The 19,041-nt window shown below is 72.4% G+C and carries 14 protein-coding genes; all 14 read right to left on the bottom strand.

Going from position 1 to position 19,041, the window contains the following annotated elements:
• Positions 1 to 46 precede the first annotated feature (46 nt).
• Positions 47 to 1,204 (bottom strand): sugar phosphate isomerase/epimerase family protein, encoded by a 1,158-nt coding sequence (locus ACWC91_RS21620; protein WP_374114069.1) that lies wholly within the window; start codon positions 1,202 to 1,204, stop codon positions 47 to 49.
• Complete coding sequence (locus ACWC91_RS21625) at positions 1,201 to 2,622, bottom strand: alkaline phosphatase family protein (RefSeq protein WP_450639949.1); 1,422 nt, start codon at positions 2,620 to 2,622, stop codon at positions 1,201 to 1,203. The genes ACWC91_RS21620 and ACWC91_RS21625 overlap by 4 nt, the downstream gene beginning before the upstream one ends.
• On the bottom strand, positions 2,619 to 3,788 hold the full coding sequence (gene eboE / locus ACWC91_RS21630; protein ID WP_225079672.1) for a metabolite traffic protein EboE: 1,170 nt from the start codon (positions 3,786 to 3,788) through the stop codon (positions 2,619 to 2,621). Before eboE ends, ACWC91_RS21625 begins: the two co-directional genes overlap by 4 nt.
• A gap of 3 nt (positions 3,789 to 3,791) precedes the next feature.
• Entirely contained in the window at positions 3,792 to 4,640 is an 849-nt protein-coding gene (locus ACWC91_RS21635) for a TatD family hydrolase (protein WP_225079671.1), read from the bottom strand.
• Complete coding sequence (locus ACWC91_RS21640; protein WP_450639951.1) at positions 4,640 to 5,350, bottom strand: EboA domain-containing protein; 711 nt, start codon at positions 5,348 to 5,350, stop codon at positions 4,640 to 4,642. The genes ACWC91_RS21635 and ACWC91_RS21640 overlap by 1 nt, the downstream gene beginning before the upstream one ends.
• Positions 5,347 to 6,309 carry a sugar phosphate isomerase/epimerase family protein gene (locus ACWC91_RS21645; RefSeq protein WP_281156195.1) on the bottom strand — a complete coding sequence of 321 codons (963 nt, stop codon included), beginning with the start codon at positions 6,307 to 6,309 and terminating at the stop codon, positions 5,347 to 5,349. Before ACWC91_RS21645 ends, ACWC91_RS21640 begins: the two co-directional genes overlap by 4 nt.
• Positions 6,306 to 7,376 (bottom strand): SCO3242 family prenyltransferase, encoded by a 1,071-nt coding sequence (locus ACWC91_RS21650; RefSeq protein WP_450726005.1) that lies wholly within the window; start codon positions 7,374 to 7,376, stop codon positions 6,306 to 6,308. The genes ACWC91_RS21645 and ACWC91_RS21650 overlap by 4 nt, the downstream gene beginning before the upstream one ends.
• A gap of 221 nt (positions 7,377 to 7,597) precedes the next feature.
• Complete coding sequence (locus tag ACWC91_RS21655) at positions 7,598 to 8,722, bottom strand: inositol-3-phosphate synthase (RefSeq protein WP_281157431.1); 1,125 nt, start codon at positions 8,720 to 8,722, stop codon at positions 7,598 to 7,600.
• 601 nt (positions 8,723 to 9,323) lie between these two features.
• Positions 9,324 to 12,479: a ThuA domain-containing protein gene (locus ACWC91_RS21660; protein ID WP_450643206.1), complete on the bottom strand. Its 3,156-nt coding sequence runs from the start codon at positions 12,477 to 12,479 to the stop codon at positions 9,324 to 9,326.
• 318 nt (positions 12,480 to 12,797) lie between these two features.
• A complete protein-coding gene (locus tag ACWC91_RS21665) occupies positions 12,798 to 13,799 on the bottom strand; it encodes a sugar phosphate isomerase/epimerase family protein (RefSeq protein WP_225079666.1) in 1,002 nt (333 codons plus the stop codon).
• A gap of 12 nt (positions 13,800 to 13,811) precedes the next feature.
• Positions 13,812 to 15,032 carry a Gfo/Idh/MocA family protein gene (locus tag ACWC91_RS21670; protein WP_225079665.1) on the bottom strand — a complete coding sequence of 407 codons (1,221 nt, stop codon included), beginning with the start codon at positions 15,030 to 15,032 and terminating at the stop codon, positions 13,812 to 13,814.
• A gap of 79 nt (positions 15,033 to 15,111) precedes the next feature.
• Complete coding sequence (locus ACWC91_RS21675; RefSeq protein ID WP_225079664.1) at positions 15,112 to 16,152, bottom strand: substrate-binding domain-containing protein; 1,041 nt, start codon at positions 16,150 to 16,152, stop codon at positions 15,112 to 15,114.
• Positions 16,153 to 16,202: 50 nt separating this feature from the next.
• The gene (locus ACWC91_RS21680) at positions 16,203 to 17,249 is read right to left on the bottom strand and encodes an ABC transporter permease (protein ID WP_225079663.1); all 1,047 of its coding nucleotides are present in this window, start codon (positions 17,247 to 17,249) and stop codon (positions 16,203 to 16,205) included.
• Entirely contained in the window at positions 17,246 to 18,802 is a 1,557-nt protein-coding gene (locus ACWC91_RS21685; protein ID WP_225079662.1) for a sugar ABC transporter ATP-binding protein, read from the bottom strand. The genes ACWC91_RS21680 and ACWC91_RS21685 overlap by 4 nt, the downstream gene beginning before the upstream one ends.
• Between the last annotated feature and the right edge of the window lie 239 nt (positions 18,803 to 19,041).

The raw sequence follows: 19,041 nt of genomic DNA on the forward strand, positions 1-19,041 counted from the left end.
GAGGGCCTCCCCGTGGATCTCCGGGGAGGCCCTCGGCGGGTGTGCGTTACTTGCGGCGCAGCGCGGCCATGTTCCGGCAGCCGATCCGCGCGTGCTCCAGCGACTGGCCCGGGTCGGTGGAGCTCGGGGCGTTGTCCTGCTCGACCATCGGGTTGTGGTAGTTCGGACTGCCGACCCGGGAGAAGAAGGTGGTGTAGTCGATGACGCCGGTGCCGAACGGGACCATGTCGTAGCCCTGTCCGTTGGTGTTGTTGATGACGCCGTCCTTGGCGTGGAACAGCGGGTAGCGCTTGTCGTGGCGGGTGACCAGGCCGGCCGGGTCGAAGATGTTCTGCCGGGTGGCGCCGTCGTGGTCGGTGTAGGTCCGGAACTTGTACTGGGCCACGTGCGCCCAGAAGATGTCCATCTCCAGCCAGATCAGCTTGGGGTCGGTGATGGACAGGAAGTACTCCAGCTTGCGGATGCCGGAGCTGCGGGTCGGGCGGCCCTGGGCGTCGAGCGGGCCGCCGTCGAGCAGGAAGCCGTAGGCCGCGTCGTGGTTGTGGGTGTAGAGCTTGATCCCGGCTCTGCGGGCGATCTCGCCGAGGACGTGCCACTTCTCGGCGGCGACGTCCCAGTCGGCCTTGTAGTTGCTGCCCGTGGGGTCGTTGCCGGTCCCCATGTGCTGCATGCCGAGGATGTTGGCGATCTCCAGGTGCTTCTTGAAGGTGTCCAGGTCCGCGGTGGTCAGCGGCCACGAGCCCGGGATGAAGCCGTGGTTGCCCTGCGCCCGCAGCCCGTACTCGTCCAGCCAGCCGCGCAGCAGCCGGGCGCCCTCGACGGACTCCAGGTTGGCGCCGCCGGGGGCGTTGGCGTGCTGGCCGTAGCCCGCGAACTCGACCTGCCGGTAGCCGAATCGGGCCAGTTGCTCGAACACGGCACGGAAGCCGGAGGGCAGGCTGGTGGAGAACGGGTCGCGGCCGGTGGCGTCGCGCACCGTGTAGAGGATGATGCCGCGCTTGTCCTCGGGGACGAGCAGGTGGCCCTTGGCCTTGCCGTTGGACTCGGCGGGGGCCGCCTGCACGGGGGCCGCGCCGAGGACGGGAGCGGCGATCGCCCCGGCCGCGACGGCGGTGCAGGTGCTGAGGAAGCCGCGGCGGCCGATGCCCAGGCTGCGGCGCAGCAGTTCGTCGGTGCCGTGGTCCGTTGCTTGGATGTCGTTCACGGGTGCCTCTCTTCGGGCTTGTGGTCTGCTTGGCCGAGACCGGCGAGGTGGAGCAGGAGGGACTTGACGTCGGTGGCCGCGATGCGGTCGCCGACGGCGCGGGGGGTGGAGCACAAAAGGAGCGGACCGTCGTCGTCGCTCGCGGGCAGGCGGCCGTGGCTGCCGCGGATGGGTGAGGCGTCGAGGGGTACGACCGCCATGCGGTAGCGCATCCCGAGTTTCTTGCGGGCCACCGCGGTCGCCGCCTTGACCTTCACATAGGGGTCGTGCGGGTCCATGAAGAGCTCGACCGGGTCGTAACCGGGTTTGCGGTGGATCTCGACCAGTTGCGCGAAGTCGGGCGCGCGCTCGTCGTCGAGCCAGTAGTAGTACGTGAACCAGGCGTCCGGTTCGGCGACGGCGACGAGTTCGCCGGAGCGCGGGTGATCGAGGTGGTGGGCCTTCTTGCCCTCGTCGTCGAGGAGTTGCTCGATGCCGGGCAGTCCGTCGAGGGCGGCCCTGGTCGCGTCCATGTCCTCGGGGCGGCGAACGTAGACGTGGGCGATCTGGTGGTCGGCGACGGCGAAGGCACGCGAGGCCATCGGGTCGAGGTACTCCATGCCGTCCTGGGTGTGCACTTCGAGCAGGCCGGCCCGGCGCAGGGCGCGGTTGATGTCGACGGGCCGGTCGGCGCGGGTGATGCCGTACTCGGACAGCGCGACGACGGTACGGCCCTCTGCGCGGGCGTCGTCCAGGAGCGGGGCCACGGCGGCGTCGAGGTCGGCCGCCGCTTGCAGGGAGCGCGGGTCGTCGGGGCCGTAGCGTTGCAGGTCGTAGTCGAGGTGCGGCAGGTAGCAGAGCGTCAGGTCGGGTCGGCGAGTGCGCTGGATGTGGCGGGTGGCGTCGATGATCCACTGGCTCGAGACGAGGTCGGCGCCGGGTCCCCAGAAGCGGAACAGGGGGAACGTGCCGAGTTTCTCGGTGAGTTCGTCGTGCAGGGCCGGGGGGCGGGTGTAGCAGTCGGGTTCCTTGCGGCCGTCCGCGTAGTAGACGGGCCGTGGGGTCACGGTGATGTCGGTGTCGGCGCCCATGGCGTACCACCAGCAGATGTTGGCGACCGAGTAGCCGGGGTGGGCGCGGCGGGCGGCGTCCCACAGCTTGTCGCCGGCGACGAGGCCGTTGTGCTGCCGCCACAGCAGGACGTCGCCGAGTTCGCGGAAGTACCAGCCGTTGCCGACGATTCCGTGCTCGGAGGGCATGGTGCCGGTGAGGAAGGTGGACTGGGCGGCGCAGGTGACGGCGGGCAGGACGGTGCCGAGCGCGGCGCGCGAGCCCGACTGGCCGAGGGCCTTGAGGCGGGGCATGTGGTCGAGGATGCGCGGGGTGAGACCGACGACGTCCAGGACGAGCAGGGGTGTCGGTCCCTGGGGCCGGGTCATGGCAGTTCCTTCAGGCCGAGGTCGGTCAGCAGGTCGCGGGTGAGGGCGAGTTCGGCGGCGATGCCGTCGGCGAGCCGGCCGCGGTCGCGGGGGCGCAGCTGGGACGGGAGCGCCTGCCAGGTGTAGGTCTCGACCTCCAGGTGGCGGGTGAGCGGCCGCGGGCCGCCGACGAGCCGGGTCAGGGCGGCCTTGAGGACCGGAAGGGTGGAGGTGAGGGGCTCGGCGGGGGCCGCGTGCAGCGGGACGTGGAAGTGGGCGCGCCAGGGCGCGGCGTCGGGCAGGACGTCTCCGCCCAGTGCTTCCCCGAGGTCGTCGGTGCCGCGCAGGCCGGCGGCGGTGACGGTACGGGTCTGGTGCAGGAAGCGGGGTTCGTCGAAGGCGGCGAGGGCGTCGCGGACGTCGGGCAGGTGGGGGTGCTCGGCGTGCAGGGCGGCCGACAGCTGGGACTTGACGATGGGGACGCCGGCCTCGGTGAGGGCGTCCAGTGCGGTGTTCGGGTCCTCGAAGGAGGTGGCGAGGTGGCACGTGTCGACGCAGATGCCGATGCGGTCGTGGGCGATCGCGGTCAGCGGGGCGATGGCGTCGTGCGTGGTCTCGACGACACAGCCGGGTTCGGGTTCCAGGCCCACCCGGATGGAGCGGCCCGTCAACTCCTGGAGGGCGTCGAGGCGTTCGGCGAGGGTGCGCAGGGCGGTACGGGCCCGCTCGGCGCGGGAGTCGTCGTACGCGGTGCGCCAGGCCAGGGGCAGGGTGGAGACGCTGCCCTCGCCGACGTCGTCCGGGAGGAGGCCGGCGAGGATGCGGGCGAGCGCGGTGGTGTGGTCGAGGCGTTCGGCGTCGGCCCAGTCCGGCTTGTAGACGCGGTACTTGACCTCTTCGGCGCCGAAGCCCTGGTAGGGAAAGCCGTTGAGGGTGACCACCTCCAGCCCGTGCCGGTCGAGTTCGGCGCGCAGGGCGCGCAGCGCCGACGGGTCGGTGTCGAGGGTGCGGGCGGCGTCCCGGGCGAGCCACAGGCCGATGCCGAGGCGGTCGCGGCCCAGGCGGCGGCGGACGGGCTCGCAGTGGTCGCGCAGTTGGGCCACGACGCCGTCGAGGGTCTCGGCGGGGTGGACGTTGGTGCAGTAGGCGAGGTGGACGGTGGAGCCGTCGGGGTGCCGGAAGCGCATCGATCACTCCCCGCCGCGCAGGATGCTGTTGCCCTCGTGGGTGGCGCCGGTCGCGGCGACGTCGAGGCTCAGCCGGCCGCTGAGACCGTAGAACTCGACGGGGTTGCGCCACAGCACGCGGTCCACCTCGTCCTCGGTGAAGCCCTCGGCGAGCATGAGGTCGGCCACCTTGCGGGTCTTGAGGGGGTCGCTTCTGCCCCAGTCGGCGGCGGAGTTGACCAGGACCCGTTCGGGACCGTGGGCACGCAGGATCGCGACCATCCGCTCCTCGTCCATCTTGGTGTCGGGGTAGACGGAGAAGCCGAGCCAGCAGCCGCTGTCCTTGGCCTCCTTGACGGTGGTCTCGTTGAGGTGGTCGACCAGGACGCGGTCCATGGGCAGCGCCGACTCCCGTACGACGTCGAGGGTGCGGCGCAGGCCGGCGAGCTTGTCGCGGTGCGGGGTGTGGACGAGGGCGGGCAGCCCGTGATCGGCGGCGAGCTGCAACTGGGCGGAGAGGGCCGTGTCCTCTTCCGGGGTCATCGAGTCGTAGCCGATCTCGCCCACGGCCACGACCTGGTCCTTGACGAGGTAGCGGGGCAGTTCGTCGAGGACGGGCAGGCAGCGCGGGTCGTTGGCCTCCTTGGGGTTCAGGGCGATGGTGCAGTGGTGGGCGATGCCGTACTGGGCGGCGCGGAAGGGTTCCCAGCCGATCAGGGAGTCGAAGTAGTCGAGGAAGGAGGCGGCCGAGGTGCGGGGCTGGCCGAGCCAGAAGGCCGGTTCCACGACGGCGCGGACGCCGGCGGCGTACATGGCCTCGTAGTCGTCGGTGGTCCTGGACGTCATGTGGATGTGGGGATCGAAGATGCGCATCAGGACTCCTTGCCGTGGGGGTCGACCGGGCCGTGCGGCGCGGTGTCGGGCTCGGACAGGGCCAGGACGCGGTGCAGGTCCTCGGGGACCTGGCGGCCCGCGGCGGTGCGTTCGGCGGCGTAGTCGCCGAGCATGCGGGCGAGTTCGGCGTCGCCGCGGGCGCGGCGGCCCAGGTCCGCGACGTTGTCCACGGGCACGCCGGTGAACAGGCACTTCAGTACGGCGTGCCGCCATGCGTGAGCAGCCAGGTGCCCGGCGGCGTACGGGCCCACGGCGGCGGCGAGCAGCCGGGTGTCGTTGGTGCGCAGCGCGTCCTCGACGAGCGGGAGGGCGTCGGGGCCGGTCACGAGGTGGGGCAGGGCGTGCAGGACCGCGCGGCGTTCGTCGGCGGTGCCCTGGCGGTAGACCCGGGTGAGGGCGTCGAGGCCGGCGCGGGCCGCGTGCAGGATGAGGACGCGGGCGGCGTCGGCGTGGGCGGGGCCGCAGCGGCGGCCCGCCTCGGCCAGGCGCAGCTCCCACACGGAGATCGGCCCGTGGGTTCCGGGGTGGGCGGCGGCCTCGTCGAGCGCCTGGTCGAGCCAGGCTCGTGCGGCCGGCGCGAGGCCGGTGTCCGTCCGGGCGCGCAGCTCGTCCGTCGGGGTCGGTGCGGGGGCGGTGCCGGCCGCGGGGGTGCCCGCGGTGCCGGTGCTGGTGCCGTGCGGGTGGGTCATCGGGTGCTCCCTTCTGGGGTGACCGGATGCTCGGGGGCTGGACGCGCGGGGGCGGGGGGCTCGGAGGCCGCGGGAGCCGGGGGCTCGCCCGTGGACGCGGCGGCGGTGGCCGCTCGGCGGAGGAAGGGCAGGGAGAGCTCGGCGTGGTGCGGGCCGGCGTGGGAGTGCCGGGGCAGTTCCACGACGGTCAGGCCCTGATAGCCGGTGGCGGCCAGGGCCGCGAGGACGGGCGGGAAGTCGATCTCGCCGTCCCCGAACGGGAGGTGTTCGTGCACGCCGCGGCGCATGTCCTCGATCTGGACGTGCCGCAGCCAGGGCGCGGCGGCGCGGACGCACTCGGCCGGAGGGAGGGGTTCGAGGCACTGGCAGTGGCCGATGTCGAGGGTGAGGCCCAGGTTCTCCGGGTCGCCGAGGGTGCGGCGCAGGTGGTGGAAGTCGGCGAGGGTGGCGAGGAGGTGGCCGGGTTCGGGCTCCACGGCGAGCGGGACGCCGGCGGCGGTGGCGGCCTCCAGGACGGGGCCCAGGGACTCGGCGAGCCGCTTCCACGCCGTGTCCCGGTCGGTGCCGGGCGGGGTGATGCCGCTGAAGCAGTGCACGGCGTGGGCGCCGAGGTCGGCGGCCACCCGTACGGCCCGCAGCAGCAGGTCGGCGCGCCGGGCGCGGTCCGCGGGGTCCGCGTCCAGGAGTGAGGGGCCGTGCTTGCGGCGCGGGTCGAGCACATAACGGGCGCCGGTCTCCACCGTCACCCCGAGGCCCAGCGCGTCCAGCCGGTGCGCGACCCGGCGGGTGCGGTCGGCCAGGTCGGGGGCGAGCGGGTCGAGGTGCATGTGGTCGAGGGTCAGTCCCACGCCGTCGTAGCCGAGGTCGGCGAGCAGGCCGAGGGCGTCGTCGAGGCGCAGGTCCGCGAGGCCGTTGGTGCCGTAGCCGAAGCGCGGGGCCGCGGCGGGGTCGGGGCTCATGTCACGCTCACCTTCCTCGCGAACCTTCGGGCCAGGGGGGCCAGGGCGGCCGTGCACAGGGCGGTGAGCGGTGCGCCCGCGCGGGCGGACAGCGCGGCCTGGAGCGGGATCATGGCGCGGATGCCGCCGCCGACGGCCTTCTGGGTGAGCGGGGGCGAGGAGTTGAGGGCGGCATGGGTGAGGGGGCGGGCGACGGTGGCGGCGTAGCCGAGCGCGAGGGCCGCACGGAGCACACCGACCGGTGCGGGGGTGAGGCCCGGCGGACCGAGGGGGGCTGCTCCGCCTCGGTCCGCCGGGAGTCTGAGGGCCACGGCGGGCGGGGTCAGTGCGTACGCGACGCCGGAGGTGACCGCGAGGGCCGCGAGCGGGACGGCGGTGGAGCCGCCCTGGGTCTCGCGGCGGGATACGGCGGTGACGGCCAGGGTGTGGGCGCCGAGGGCGGCGGCGGACGGTACGGCGTCGCGGACCCGGCCGCCGCTCGCGGCGGCGCCGAGCACGAGGTCGAGGCTCCGGGCCGCCGCCATCACCGGCGGGCCCGCCCAGTTCCGCTTCAGACCGAGGTCGTACGCCCAGACCGTGGCGGCGAGCGGTACGGCGACGGTGAGCGCGGGCCGCCCGGCACGGGCGGCGAGCGCGAGGCCCAGAGCGGTGAGCGCGCCGGCCGCGGCGAGCGCGGCGCCGGGGGCGATCCGCCCGGACGGGAGCGGCCGGTGCGGGCGCTCCACGGCGTCCTCGGCGCGGTCCGCCCAGTCGTTGAGCGCCATGCCCGCCTGGTAGAGGCACAGGGACGAGCCGATGGCGAGGAGGGTACGGGTCCCGGGGGTTCGCCCGGCCACCGCGGCCCCGGCGAGGGCGTCGCCGGGAACGGTGAACAGGGCGGGCAGCCGCAGCAGTTCGACCCAGTCGGCGGGGGTGCCGAGGGCTGGGCGGCGGGGTGAGCGCGGGGCGGAGGCGGGCGCGGGGGCCGGGCCCGCGGCGGTGGAGGCGACGGGATCGCCATCCGCCCGCGCGGGCCGGGGACCCTCCTCCGACGGGCCGGCCCCCGCCGGCTGTCCGGCGAAAGCCACGGGCGCGGCGGGGGTTGCCGTGGCGGGCTCCCCCGCCGGACCCGCCGGATCCGCGGATCCGGCGGGTCTTGCGTCCGACCGCGTCCCCTGCTCCGTCCGTGGCGGTGGTGACGCGTGGTCCTCCTCCTGGCGCGGGCGGCCGCGGGACGCGGATCCGCGCGCTCCGACGACGGCGGCGACGGTCACCGCCAGGGCGATGGCCACCAGACCGTGGCGGGTCATCACTGGTCCCCCAGTCGTCGGCCGAAGTCCAGGAGCGCCGTGTACTGCTCCCCCAGCGCGGCGGGGGCGCCCGGGTCGGGATCCTTGAAGTAGAAGCCGAGTTCGGGGCGCGGCCCGGTCAGTCCGCGTTCGTGGGCGCGGGCCAGCAGCCGGGCCAGGTCGAGGACCAGGGGCGCGGCGAGCGCCGAGTCGCAGCCCTGCCAGGTGGTCTGGAGGGTCATCCGGGAGCCGAGGAAACCGTCGAAGGCGATGTGGTCCCAGGCGGTCTTCCAGTCGCCGAGCGCGGGGACGTCGTCGATGTGCACCTCTCCCTGGGGAACAGTGCCCAGGGTGTCCGCGAGGACCCGCTCCTTGCCGGAGTTCTTCGCCGCGGCGGCGGCGGGGTCGGCGAGGGCGGCGCCGTCACCGCCGCCGAGGAGGTTCGTTCCGGACCAGGCCAGCACCCGCAGCGCCCGCTGCGTGAACATCGGGCCGAGCACGGACCGCAGCAGGGTCTGCCCGGTCTTGCCGTCGCGGCCCGCGTACGGCAGGGCGGCTGTCTCGGCCTCGGCGGCGAGCGCGGGGTGGTGCAGCCCGGTCGACGGGGTGAAGTTGACGTACGGGCAGCCCGCGCGCAGGGCCGCCGCCGCGTAGAGCGAGCTGGCGGGCAGGGCGGTGCCCTCGGGGGCCGGTTCGGTGGAGGCGACGTTGACGACGACGGTGCGGGCGAGGTTGTGGCCGCGGGTGAAGTCCCGGATGTCGTCGGCGAGGGCGTCGATGAGGGCGTCCTCGCTCCGGGTGTCTCCGGGCAGCGGACCGCCCGGCCTGATCTCCCCGTCGGCGGTGGTCAGTTCACTGCGGACGGCGGACGGCAGGCCGTGCGGCAGGACACCGCCGGCGGCGAGGCTCTCGGCGCGTTTGGGCAGCGGGCAGTCGACGGTGTCGTGCCCGCCGAAGACGAGGGAGGACAGGGCGGGCAGGCCGCTCGCGGCGAAGGGCTCCGTCTCGGTGACGAGGCCGGCGGCGGGATGCAGTCCGGCGGCGACGGCGGCGCATCCGGTGATGGCGGTGGTGGCGACGGAGCCTCTCGCGCCGATCAGCCAGACGCCGGTGCGGGAGGGGGAAGCGGAAGGTTCGGCGGACATGGGCAGCCTCCTTGTCGTACGCGAACCGGAAGCCGGACGGGTGGTCGGGCGCCGGGCGGCCTCCGGGAGACCGCCGCGGGTACCTGCACCGGGTCTCCGGCCGGGCAAGGTCCCGACCTGAACCGGAACCAAGCCCGGGACCGGATCCCGGACCGGGCCCCTGGGCCGGAGCCGGGACCGGAGCCCGGGGACCGGACCCGGAGCCCGGAGCGGACTCGGAGCCCGGACCGGACCCGGAGCCCGGAGCGGACTCGAGACCGGAACCGGGACCGGGATCCGAGACCGAGACCGGAACCGGGATCCGGGACCGGGATCCGGGACCGGGATCCGAGACCGGGATCCGAGACCGGGATCCGAGACCGGAACCGGGATCCGAAACCGGAGTTGGAACAGGGTTCCGGCGCCGCCGGCGCCGCCTCCCACCCCAGGTCGGGTTCCGGCCTGGGCCGGGTGCGGGGTGCCGGCGCGGGTGGGCCGGGGCCGTTGCGCCCCCGTCGGGGGGCGCGGGCCGGCCCGGTCGGGTTGGGGACGGCGAGCGGGAGTCCGGCGTCTCCCGCCCGCCGCCGTCTCAGGCGCCCTCGGCGGGCGGCTTTCCCCTGGATCAGGCGGTGCGCGGCTTGCAGTCGGCCTTCTCCTGGCCGGTGACGTACTTCAGCCCACCGAGCAGGTGACTGCGGAAGCCGTCCTCGGCGTAGGACTCCTTCGTGTGGCCGAGGCCGGTGTAGAAGGAGCGCCCGCCCTGGTAGGCCTGGCACCAGGCGATCGGGTGGTCGCCGTTCATGGTGCCGCCCTGGTAGGTGCTCTCGTCCAGGGTGGCCAGGACGCGGGCGTGGTCACGCGGGTTGGAGCGGTAGTTGTACCATTCGTCCGTGCGGTCCCACGCGTCGTCGAGGCCCTTGGTGGCCGGGTGGTCGTGCTCGGGGACCCGGACGGTGGCCTTCTGGATCTGCGGGTGCGAGTCGAAGTACGCGCCGACCAGGCCGCCGTAGAACGGCCACTCGTACTCGGTGTCGGCGGCCGCGTGGATGCCCATGTAACCGCCGCCGCCGGCGATGTACTTCTCGAACGCCTGCTTCTGGTCGGCGTTCAGGACGGTGCCGGTGGTGGAGAGGAAGACGACGGCGTCGTAGCGGGCGAGGTTGGCGGTGGTGAACTGCTTGGCCTCCTCGGTGGAGTCGACGGTGATGCCGCTCGGGCCGCCGAGGTCCTTCAGGGCCTGCACGCCGGTCTCGATGGAGTCGTGGCGGAAGCCGGCCGTCTTGGAGAAGACGAGGACCCGCTTGGCGTTCTTCGCCGGCTTCTTGTCCGAGATCATGAAGTCGTCGACGTCGTAGAGCGCTCCGTCACCGCCCTTGAAGACCAGGTACAGCTCGGTGGTCTTCTTCGGCAGCTTGCTGAGCGGGATGTCGATGTTCTGGAAGGTCTCCCAGCCGCCGGTCACCGGGACGACCCCGGAGCCATGCAGGGTGCCGTTCGGGCCTCCGGTGCGGACCTCCAGGTACCCGCCGGCGCCGCCGGAGGAGACCCGGGCGGTGAGCGTCTGGGCGCCGTTGAGGTTGTACGGCTTGAACGAGATCCAGTCACCGTTGTCGATGTCGCCGACGGTCTTGCCGCCGTGCGCCTCGGTCTTGTCGTAGGTGCGGATGCCGCTCTGGGCGCTGAAGTGCTCGGCCTGCCGGTGGCGGGGCTGAAGCACGATCTGCGCGTGGGTGGTCAGAGCGGCCTGACCGCCGCCGCCGTTGTCGGTGTACTCGGCGTCGAGGACGCCGAAGATGTTGGCGTTGGGGTCGTGCTCACCGTCGGCCGGCACGGCGATGGTGCCCTCGCAGCCGGTGGCCGAGGTGATCGGGTGGCCGTGGCTGTCGTGTCCGAGGACATAGCGGACGGTGACCTTGGAGCAGTCGATCTTCTTGTCCTCGGGATCGGTGACCTTCACCTTGAACGGGATGGTGTCGCCGAAGTTGAACAGGGCGCCGTCCGCCGGGGTCTCGAAGGTGACGGTGGGCGCGGTGTTGCCGACGACCACGTGGACGTTGGCGGTGGCGGTGTAACCCGTCGGGTCCGTCACGGTGACGGTGGCGGTGTACGTGCCGTTGGTGCGGTAGGTGTGCTGGGGCGACTCGCCGGTGCCGGTGGAGCCGTCACCGAAGTCCCAGCTGTAGGTGAGCGCGTCGCCGTCGGCGTCCTTGCCGGTCGCGGAGAAGGCCACCTTCAGGGGCGCCTTGCCAGAGGTCTTGTCCGACTTGGCGCTCACGGTCGGCGCGTGGCCGTTGGTGACGTTCTCGATGCGGTAGAGCGCGGAGTTCTCGTCGCCGCCGAACCAGGACAGGCCGTAGTCCAGGACGTAGAGGGCACCGTCCGGGCCGAACGCCATGTCCATCACCTGGGTGCCGGACCAGGGGAAGGGGTTGATGGACTTGACGGTGCCGTCGTCGTCCTGCTCGATCCGCTTGATCCACCGGCGGCCGAACTCACCGGCGAAGAAGTTCCCGTCGTAGGCCTCGGGGAACTTGGCGGCGGACTTCAGGTCGGGGTCGTAGCGGTAGACCGGGCCGCCCATCGGGGACTCGGAGCCGTTGCCGAACTCGGGGATCGAACCGCCGTCGTAGTCGATCCAGGCCGGCTCGGCCGGCGGGAGGTCGACCAGGCCGGTGTTGTTCGGCGAGGTGTTCTTCGGCGCCGAGCAGTCGAAGGCCGCGCCGGACTGCTTGGTGGCGAAGTCGTACTTGATGTACGCCTCGTTCTTGCCCACGCAGTACGGCCAGCCGTAGTTGCCGGGCTTGGTCACGCGGTTGAACTCGACCATGCCGGAGGGGCCGCGGCTTGCGTTGGCGGCGCCGGCGTCCGGACCGTACTCACCGATGTAGATGTTGCCGGTGGGCTTGTCGATGCTGAACCGGAACGGGTTGCGGAAGCCCATCGCGTAGATCTCGGGGCGGGTCTTCGGGGTGCCCGGGGCGAAGAGGTTGCCCTCGGGTATGTCGTAGGAGCCGTCCGGCTTGACCTTGATCCGCAGGATCTTGCCCCGCAGGTCGTTGGTGTTGCCCGAGGTTCGCTGGGCGTCGAACGCCGGGTTCCGGGTCGACCGCTCGTCGATCGGGGTGTAGCCGTCGGAGGCGAACGGGTTGGAGTCGTCGCCGGTCGACAGGTAGAGGTTGCCGTCCTTGTCGAAGTCGATGTCACCGCCGACGTGGCAGCAGATGCCGCGGGACGTCTTGACCTCGAGGACGTTCTTCTCGCTGGCCGTGTCGAGGGTGCCGTCCTGCTTCAGGACGAAGCGGGAGAGCCGGTTGACGCCGTCGAAGGGGGCGAAGTCGGCGGCCGTCCCGTTCTCGGGGGCGTCGCCGGGCGGGGTGTTCAGCGGCGGCGAGTAGTAGAGGTAGACGAACCGGTTCTCGGCGAAGTCGGGGTCGATCCCGATGCCCTGGAGCCCTTCCTCGTCGTGGTCGTAGACGGCCAGCTTGCCCGCGACGGACGTGGTGCCCTGCGCGTCGGTCAGGCGCAGGGTGCCGTCGCGGGAGGTGTGCAGCACGCTGCGGTCCGGGAGGACGGCCAGCGACATCGGCTCGCCGACCTCGGGGGCGCCCTTGGCGAGAGTGATCTGCTGGAAGTCCTCGGCGGCCGCGGCGGCCGGCTTGGCGGCGCCGGGGTCGGCGGCGCTCGCCGGCGGCGCGGCGAGCGCGAGCGAGCTGCCCGCGAGGAGTGAACCGGTAAGAAGCGCGAGTGCCTTGTGGAATCTGGGACGTTTCCTGTGCACGAAAATCCCTCCGGGAGGGTGGGGGTCGTACGGGGCGGTTGCGATGTGCCGGGGTGCGCCGTCACCCCGGAGATGTGCGTGACCTGTACAACTCCGGGACCGTAGCTGGCTTTGTCGGAGTCGGATAGCCCTTGCACAACAGAGAAGTTGAACTTTTTCCAGCGCGAGGACAAAGCGGTTTCCGGGCATGCCGAACCGACGGGTGGCGCCCCGCGTCCCCGAAGGGGCGCGGGGAACTGCGCGACCGACCACAACGGACCCGCAGCCGCCGACGGACAACGTCCGGAACGGCGCTCCGCCCCCCGCCGAACGGCGGAGCTAGTCGCTCCCGAAAGCCGCGTCGAACGACGCGCTCGGCGGGTCGAAGTCGAACTCCCTGAGCCTCCGCAGCGCCTCGGGGGCGCCCTGGAGCCGGTCCATGCCGGCGTCCTCCCACTCCACTGAGACGGGGCCGGTGTAGTCGATGGACCGGAGCATGCGGAAGACGTCCTCCCACGGGACGTCACCGTGCCCGGCGGAGACGAAGTCCCAGCCGCGCCGGGGGTCACCCCACGGCAGGTGCGAGCCGAGGCGGCCGTTGCGCCCGTCGAGGCGTTTGCGGGCCTCCTTGCAGTCCACGTGGTAGATCCGGTCCCGGAAGTCGTACAGGAAGCCGACCGGGTCGAGGTCCTGCCAGACGAAGTGGCTCGGGTCGAAGTTCAACCCGAACGCGGGCCGGTTGTCCACCGCCTCCAGGGCCTGCCGCGTGGTCCAGTAGTCGTACGCGATCTCGCCGGGGTGCACCTCGTGCGCGAAGCGGACGCCCTCGGCGTCGAACACGTCGAGGATCGGGTTCCACCGGTCGGCGAAGTCCTGGTAGCCGCGTTCGATCATGCCCGGCGGCACCGGCGGGAACATCGCGACCAGGTGCCAGATCGAGGAGCCGGTGAACCCGATGACGGTGTCGACGCCGAACGCGGCCGCCGCCCTCGCCGTGTCCTTGAGCTCGGCGGCGGCGCGCTGCCGTACGCCCTCGGGCTCCCCGTCGCCCCAGATCCGGGCCGGCAGGATGCCCCGGTGGCGCTCGTCGATCGGGTGGTCGCAGACCCCCTGGCCGACCAAGTGGTTGGAGATGGCCCAGCACTTGAGGCCGTACTTGTCGAGCAGCGCACGCCGCCCGTCGAGGTAGGCCGGGTCGGCCAGCGCCTTGTCGACTTCGAAGTGGTCTCCCCAGCAGGCCAGTTCGAGTCCGTCGTAGCCGAAGTCGCGGGCCAGCCGGCAGACCTCCTCCAGCGGGAGGTCGGCCCACTGGCCGGTGAACAGGGTGAACGAGCGTGACATGACCGGGCCTCCCTAGACCGGGACGGGCGTGTAGAGGGAATTCTTCGCCGCGCTCTCCTCGACGGCGGCCAGGACGCGCTGGACCTGGAGCCCGTCGGCGAAGGACGGTTCGGGCGCCGTGCCCGCGGCGATCGCGAGCACCAGGTCGCGGGCCTGGTGGACGAAGCTGTGCTCGTAGCCGAGTCCGTGGCCCGGCGGCCACCAGGCCTCGAGGTAGGGGTGGTCGGGTTCGGTGACGAGGATCCGCCGGAAGCCGGCGCTGACCCCGGGTTCGGTGTGGTCGTGGTACGAGAGCTCGTTGAGCCGTTCCAGGTCGAACGCTAGCGAGCCGAGTGACCCGTTGAGTTCGATGCGCAGCGCGTTCTTGCGGCCGGAGGCGAACCGGGTCGCCTCGAAGGAGGCGAGCGCGCCCGAGCCGAACCGGGCGGTGAACAGGGCCGCGTCGTCGACGGTGACCTCCCCCCGGCCGCTGCCGCCGATGCCGCTGAGCCCGGCCGCCGCCCCGGCCGGCAGCGGACGCTCCCGGACGAAGGTCTCGGTGACCGCGGACACCCCGGTGATCGGCTCGCCCGCCAGGTACTGGGCGAGGTCGACGATGTGGGCGCCCAGGTCGCCGAGGGCGCCGGAGCCCGCCGAGTCCTTGCGCAGCCGCCAGGTCAGCGGGAACTCCGGGTCGACGAGCCAGTCCTGGAGGTAACTGACCCGTACGTGCCGCAGGGTGCCGAGGCGGCCCTCGGCGACCATGCGGCGGGCCAGGGCGGTCGCGGGCAGCCGCCGGTAGTTGAAGCCGACCATGGCGACCTGGCCGCGGGCCCGCGCCCGCTCGGCCGCCTCGGTCATCTCCCGCGCCTCCTCGACCGAGTTGGCGAGGGGTTTCTCGCAGAGCACGTGCTTGCCCGCCTCCAGGGCGGCCACGGCGATCTCCGCGTGGCTGTCACCCGGGGTGCAGATGTCGACGATGTCGACGTCGTCGCGGGCGATCAGAGCGCGCCAGTCGGTCTCGGCGTCGGCCCAGCCGAGCCGGGCGGCCGCGCCCCGCACGGCCGCCCCGTCACGTCCGGCGACGACGGCCAGTACGGGCCGGTGCGGCAGGTCGAAGACGCGGCCCACGGTGCGCCATCCCTGGGAGTGGGCGGCGCCCATGAAGGCGTAGCCGACCATGCCGACACGCAGCGGAGGCTTCCCGGCCGCGGGCTCGCTCTCGGCCTGCTCCGACTGTCCCTTCAGGCCCATACCGATAACTCCTTCTCGTGAACGTTCGCAGCGGCGTTCCCGACGCCGTGATTGCGATGTGGGGGGTTGGCAGCGCCCATCACTTGAAGCCGGTGGGCATGTACTGGTCGACGTTGGTCTTGTCGACCACGGCCGAGTACAACGTGATGGACGCCGGGATCTCGAACTCCGCCATGCCGGACACGCCCTTGCCCTGGCCCAGCGCCCGGGCCAGGTCGATCGCGGACGCGGCCATGGTGGGCGGGTACAGCACGGTGGCCTTCAGAACGCCCTTGTCCTGCTTGATCTGTTCGAACGCGGAGAGCGCGCCGGCGCCGCCGACCATGAGGAACTCGTCGCGCCCGGCCTGCTCGATGGCGCGCAGCGCGCCGACGCCCTGGTCGTCGTCGTGGTTCCACAGCGCGTCGATCTGCTTCTGCGCCTGGAGGAGCTGGGCCATCTTCGACTGACCGGACTCGACGGTGAACTCGGCGGCCTGGCGGGCCACCTTGGTGATGTTGGAGTAGTTCTTCAGCGCGTCGTCGAAGCCCTGGGTGCGCTGCTTGGTCAGCTCCAGGTTGTCCAGGCCGGCGAGTTCGACGACCTTCGCGTTCGACTTGCCCTTGAGCTTCTCGCCGATGTACTGCCCGGCGTTGAAGCCCATCCCGTAGTTGTCGCCGCCGATCCAGCAGCGGTACGCCTGCGGGGAGTTGAAGACCCGGTCGAGGTTGACGACGGGGATGCCCGCCCGCATGGCCTTCAGGCCGACCTGGGTGAGTGCCTTGCCGTCGGCGGGCAGGATCACCAGGACGTCGACCTTCTTGTTGATGAGGGTCTCGATCTGCCCGATCTGCGCGGCGGTGTCGTTGGAGCCCTCGGTGATCTCCAGGGTGACGTCGGAGTACGTCTTGGCGCGGCTCTTGGCGTTCTCGTTGATCGCGTTGAGCCAGCCGTGGTCGGCCTGCGGGCCGGCGAAGCCGATGGTGACGGCCTTGCCGGGCGTGTTGTCGGCGGCGGGCTTGTCGTTCGCCGCGGGCTTGTCGTTCTTGGGCTCGTTGCTGGTGCAGGCGGCGAGGAAGGCGGTGGCGCCGACTGCGGCGCCGCCGAAGAGCAGACCTCTGCGGCTCGGTGTCTGAGGCATGGCGATGGCCTTTCCGTTGAGGGCCGTACGGAGCGGGCGGCTCGGCTGGGCTACGTGGTGGAGGCGGTGCGCCGCTGGACGAGGACGGCGGCGACGATGATGGCGCCCTTGGCGATCTGCTGGACGTCGCTCTGGAGGTTGTTCAGGGCGAAGATGTTGCTGATCGTGATGAAGATGAGGACGCCGAGGACGGAGCCGACGATGGTGCCCCGGCCGCCGCTCAGCAGGGTCCCGCCGATGATCGCGGCGGCGATGGCGTCGAGTTCGTACAGGTTGCCGTTGGTGTTCTGGCCGGAGCCGGCCAGGACGATCAGCAGGAAGGCCGCGATGCCGCAGCACAGTCCGGACAGCAGGTAGAGGTAGAGGCGCTGGCGGCGGACGTCGATGCCCGCCAGGCGGGCCGCCTCCGCGTTGCCGCCGACGGCTACGGTGCGCCGCCCGAACGTGGTGCGGTTCAGCACGAGCCAGCCGATGACGGTGACGGCGGCGAAGACGAGGACCAGCGGCGGCACGCCGAGCACGTAGGAGTCGCGTTCGCCGAGGCTCAGGATGCCGTCGATGGTGACGATCTGGGTCTTGCCGCCGGTGATCTGCAGGGCGAGTCCGCGCGCGGAGGCGAGCATGGCGAGGGTGGCGATGAACGGGACCATGCCGCCGTACGCGATGAGGACGCCGTTGACGAGTCCGCAGCCGACGCCGACGAGCACCGCCGTGAACAGCACGCCCACGAAGCCGTACTCCTGGGTGGCGACGGTGGTGGCCCACACGGAGGCGAGGCCGACGATCGCGCCGACGGACAGGTCGATGCCGCCGCTCATGATGACGAAGGTCATCCCGACGGTGACGACGCCGATGATGGACGCCTGGGTGAGCACCAGTTGCAGGTTGCGGGTGTCCAGGAACTGGTCGGGTTTGGTGATGCCGCCGATGAGGACGAGGGCGGCGAGCACGCCGAGCAGCGACAGGGTGCGCACGTCGGCGCGCGCCCACAGGACGCGCAGCGGGCCGGCGCCGCCGGCCGGGGCGTCCGCGCGGGCGGTGGGGGGCGGCCCGGCGTCGGGTCCGCCCTGCTGGGCCGGGGTGGCGGGCTGCGTCATGACGTCGCGCTCCCTTCCTCGGTTACGGACTGCGTGGACACGGGGCTTCCTTCCATGACCAGGTCGAGTACGCGGTGTTCGTCCAGTTCCCGGGCGGGTGCCGTGTGGACGACGAGCCCTTCGCGGAGCACCAGGACGCGATCGGCGAGGCCGAGCACCTCGGGCACCTCGCTGGAGACCAGGAGGACGGCCAGGCCCTCGTCGGCGAGGCGGCGCACCACCGCGTACAGCTCGGCGCGGGCGCCGACGTCGACGCCGCGGGTGGGTTCGTCGAGGAGCAGGACGCGGCAGCCGCGCAGCAGCCAGCGGGCGAGGACCGCTTTCTGCTGGTTGCCGCCGGAGAGGGTGCGCACCGGGGCGTCGGGGTTGTCGGGGCGCAGGGAGAGTTCGCGGGTGGCCTGCCGGGCCGCGTTCCGTTCGGCGCGCCGGTCGAGCCAGCCGCCGCGGGCGAAGCGCGACAGCGTGGAGACGCTGACGTTGCGGGTGACGGACTCCAGCATCAGCAGGGCCTGGGCCTTGCGTTCCTCGGGGGCGAGCCCGAGTCCGGCGCGGACGGCGGAGCGCACGCTGCCGGGACGCAGCGGTGTGCCGTCGACGAGGACGCGGCCCGCGCTGGGCTTGCGGGCGCCGTAGATGGTCTCCAGGATCTCGGAGCGGCCGGAGCCGACGAGTCCGGCGAGGCCGACGATCTCGCCGGGCCGCAGTTCGAGGTCGAGGGGTGCGAACTCGCCGTCGCGGGCGAGGCCTTCGACGGTGAGGACGGGCGCGGGGAGCTCGGTGGAGAACGCGGGGCGCGGCGGGAAGACGTACTCGACGTTGCGGCCCGTCATCAGGGAGACGATCTCGCGGGTCGGGGTGGACTCGGCGGGCAGGCCGCCGGCGACGGCGCGGCCGTCCTTGAGGACGGTGACCCGGTCACCGATGCGGCGGATCTCCTCCAGGCGGTGGGAGATGTAGACGACGGCGACACCGTCGGCGGTGAGGTCGCCGACGATGCGGAAGAGGTTGTCGACCTCGTCCGGGTCGAGGGCGGCGGACGGTTCGTCCATCACGATGAGCCGGACGTCGTGGGAGAGGGCGCGGGCCATGGAGACGACCTGCTGCTGGGCCGCGGAGAGGTCGCCGACGAGCCGGGCCGGGTCGATCTCGGGATGTCCGAGCCGCTTGAGGAGGCCGGCGGTGGCGGAGCGGGCCTCGCGTCCGCGGACGACGAAGCCGGCGGTGACGGGTTCGTGGCCCAGGAAGACGTTCTCGGCCACGGACAGGTGTCCCACCAGGTCGAGTTCCTGGTAGATGGTGGCGATGCCCAGGCTCATGGCGGCGATCGGGGACTTCAGGGTGATGGGCTCGCCCCGCCAGGTGATCTTCCCGTCGTCGGGCTGGTGGGCCCCGGCGAGGACCTTGATGAGGGTGGACTTCCCGGCGCCGTTCTGGCCGAGCAGGCAGTGGACCTCTCCGGCCAGTACCTCCAGGTCGACTCCGTCCAGGGCACGGACTCCGGGGAACGACTTGGTGATGCCGGACATGCTGAGCAGGGGTGGTTCTGGAGCCATGGTGGTTCCCCTCGGCGGATACGGCCGGTCTCAGGGCAGGGCTGACGTACGCGGGGCGTACCGGTGCCGGTGCGCGGTAGGCGGCGTGAGCTGGGGTGTCGGGGTACGGGGATGTGCGGTACTCGGGGGTGTGCGGGGCTGGGGTACGCGGGGTGCGGGCGCGCGGGTCGACGTGGTGCGTGCCGGTGCTCGGAACGTGCTGGTGGTGCGCGGACGTACGGGTGCGCGGACGTACTGTC

The sequence above is a fragment of the Streptomyces sp. NPDC001204 genome, assembly GCF_053598035.1.

What these genes read in the sequence shown, in the direction of transcription:
- ACWC91_RS21625 (WP_450639949.1), bottom strand. Translation starts at nt 2,622, where the DNA reads ATGACCCGGCCCCAGGGACCGACACCCCTGCTCGTCCTGGACGTCGTC.
- eboE (WP_225079672.1), bottom strand. Translation starts at nt 3,788, where the DNA reads ATGCGCTTCCGGCACCCCGACGGCTCCACCGTCCACCTCGCCTACTGC.
- ACWC91_RS21635 (WP_225079671.1), bottom strand. Translation starts at nt 4,640, where the DNA reads ATGCGCATCTTCGATCCCCACATCCACATGACGTCCAGGACCACCGAC.
- ACWC91_RS21640 (WP_450639951.1), bottom strand. Translation starts at nt 5,350, where the DNA reads ATGACCCACCCGCACGGCACCAGCACCGGCACCGCGGGCACCCCCGCG.
- ACWC91_RS21645 (WP_281156195.1), bottom strand. Translation starts at nt 6,309, where the DNA reads ATGAGCCCCGACCCCGCCGCGGCCCCGCGCTTCGGCTACGGCACCAAC.
- ACWC91_RS21655 (WP_281157431.1), bottom strand. Translation starts at nt 8,722, where the DNA reads ATGTCCGCCGAACCTTCCGCTTCCCCCTCCCGCACCGGCGTCTGGCTG.
- ACWC91_RS21665 (WP_225079666.1), bottom strand. Translation starts at nt 13,799, where the DNA reads ATGTCACGCTCGTTCACCCTGTTCACCGGCCAGTGGGCCGACCTCCCG.
- ACWC91_RS21670 (WP_225079665.1), bottom strand. Translation starts at nt 15,032, where the DNA reads ATGGGCCTGAAGGGACAGTCGGAGCAGGCCGAGAGCGAGCCCGCGGCC.
- ACWC91_RS21675 (WP_225079664.1), bottom strand. Translation starts at nt 16,152, where the DNA reads ATGCCTCAGACACCGAGCCGCAGAGGTCTGCTCTTCGGCGGCGCCGCA.
- ACWC91_RS21680 (WP_225079663.1), bottom strand. Translation starts at nt 17,249, where the DNA reads ATGACGCAGCCCGCCACCCCGGCCCAGCAGGGCGGACCCGACGCCGGG.
- ACWC91_RS21685 (WP_225079662.1), bottom strand. Translation starts at nt 18,802, where the DNA reads ATGGCTCCAGAACCACCCCTGCTCAGCATGTCCGGCATCACCAAGTCG.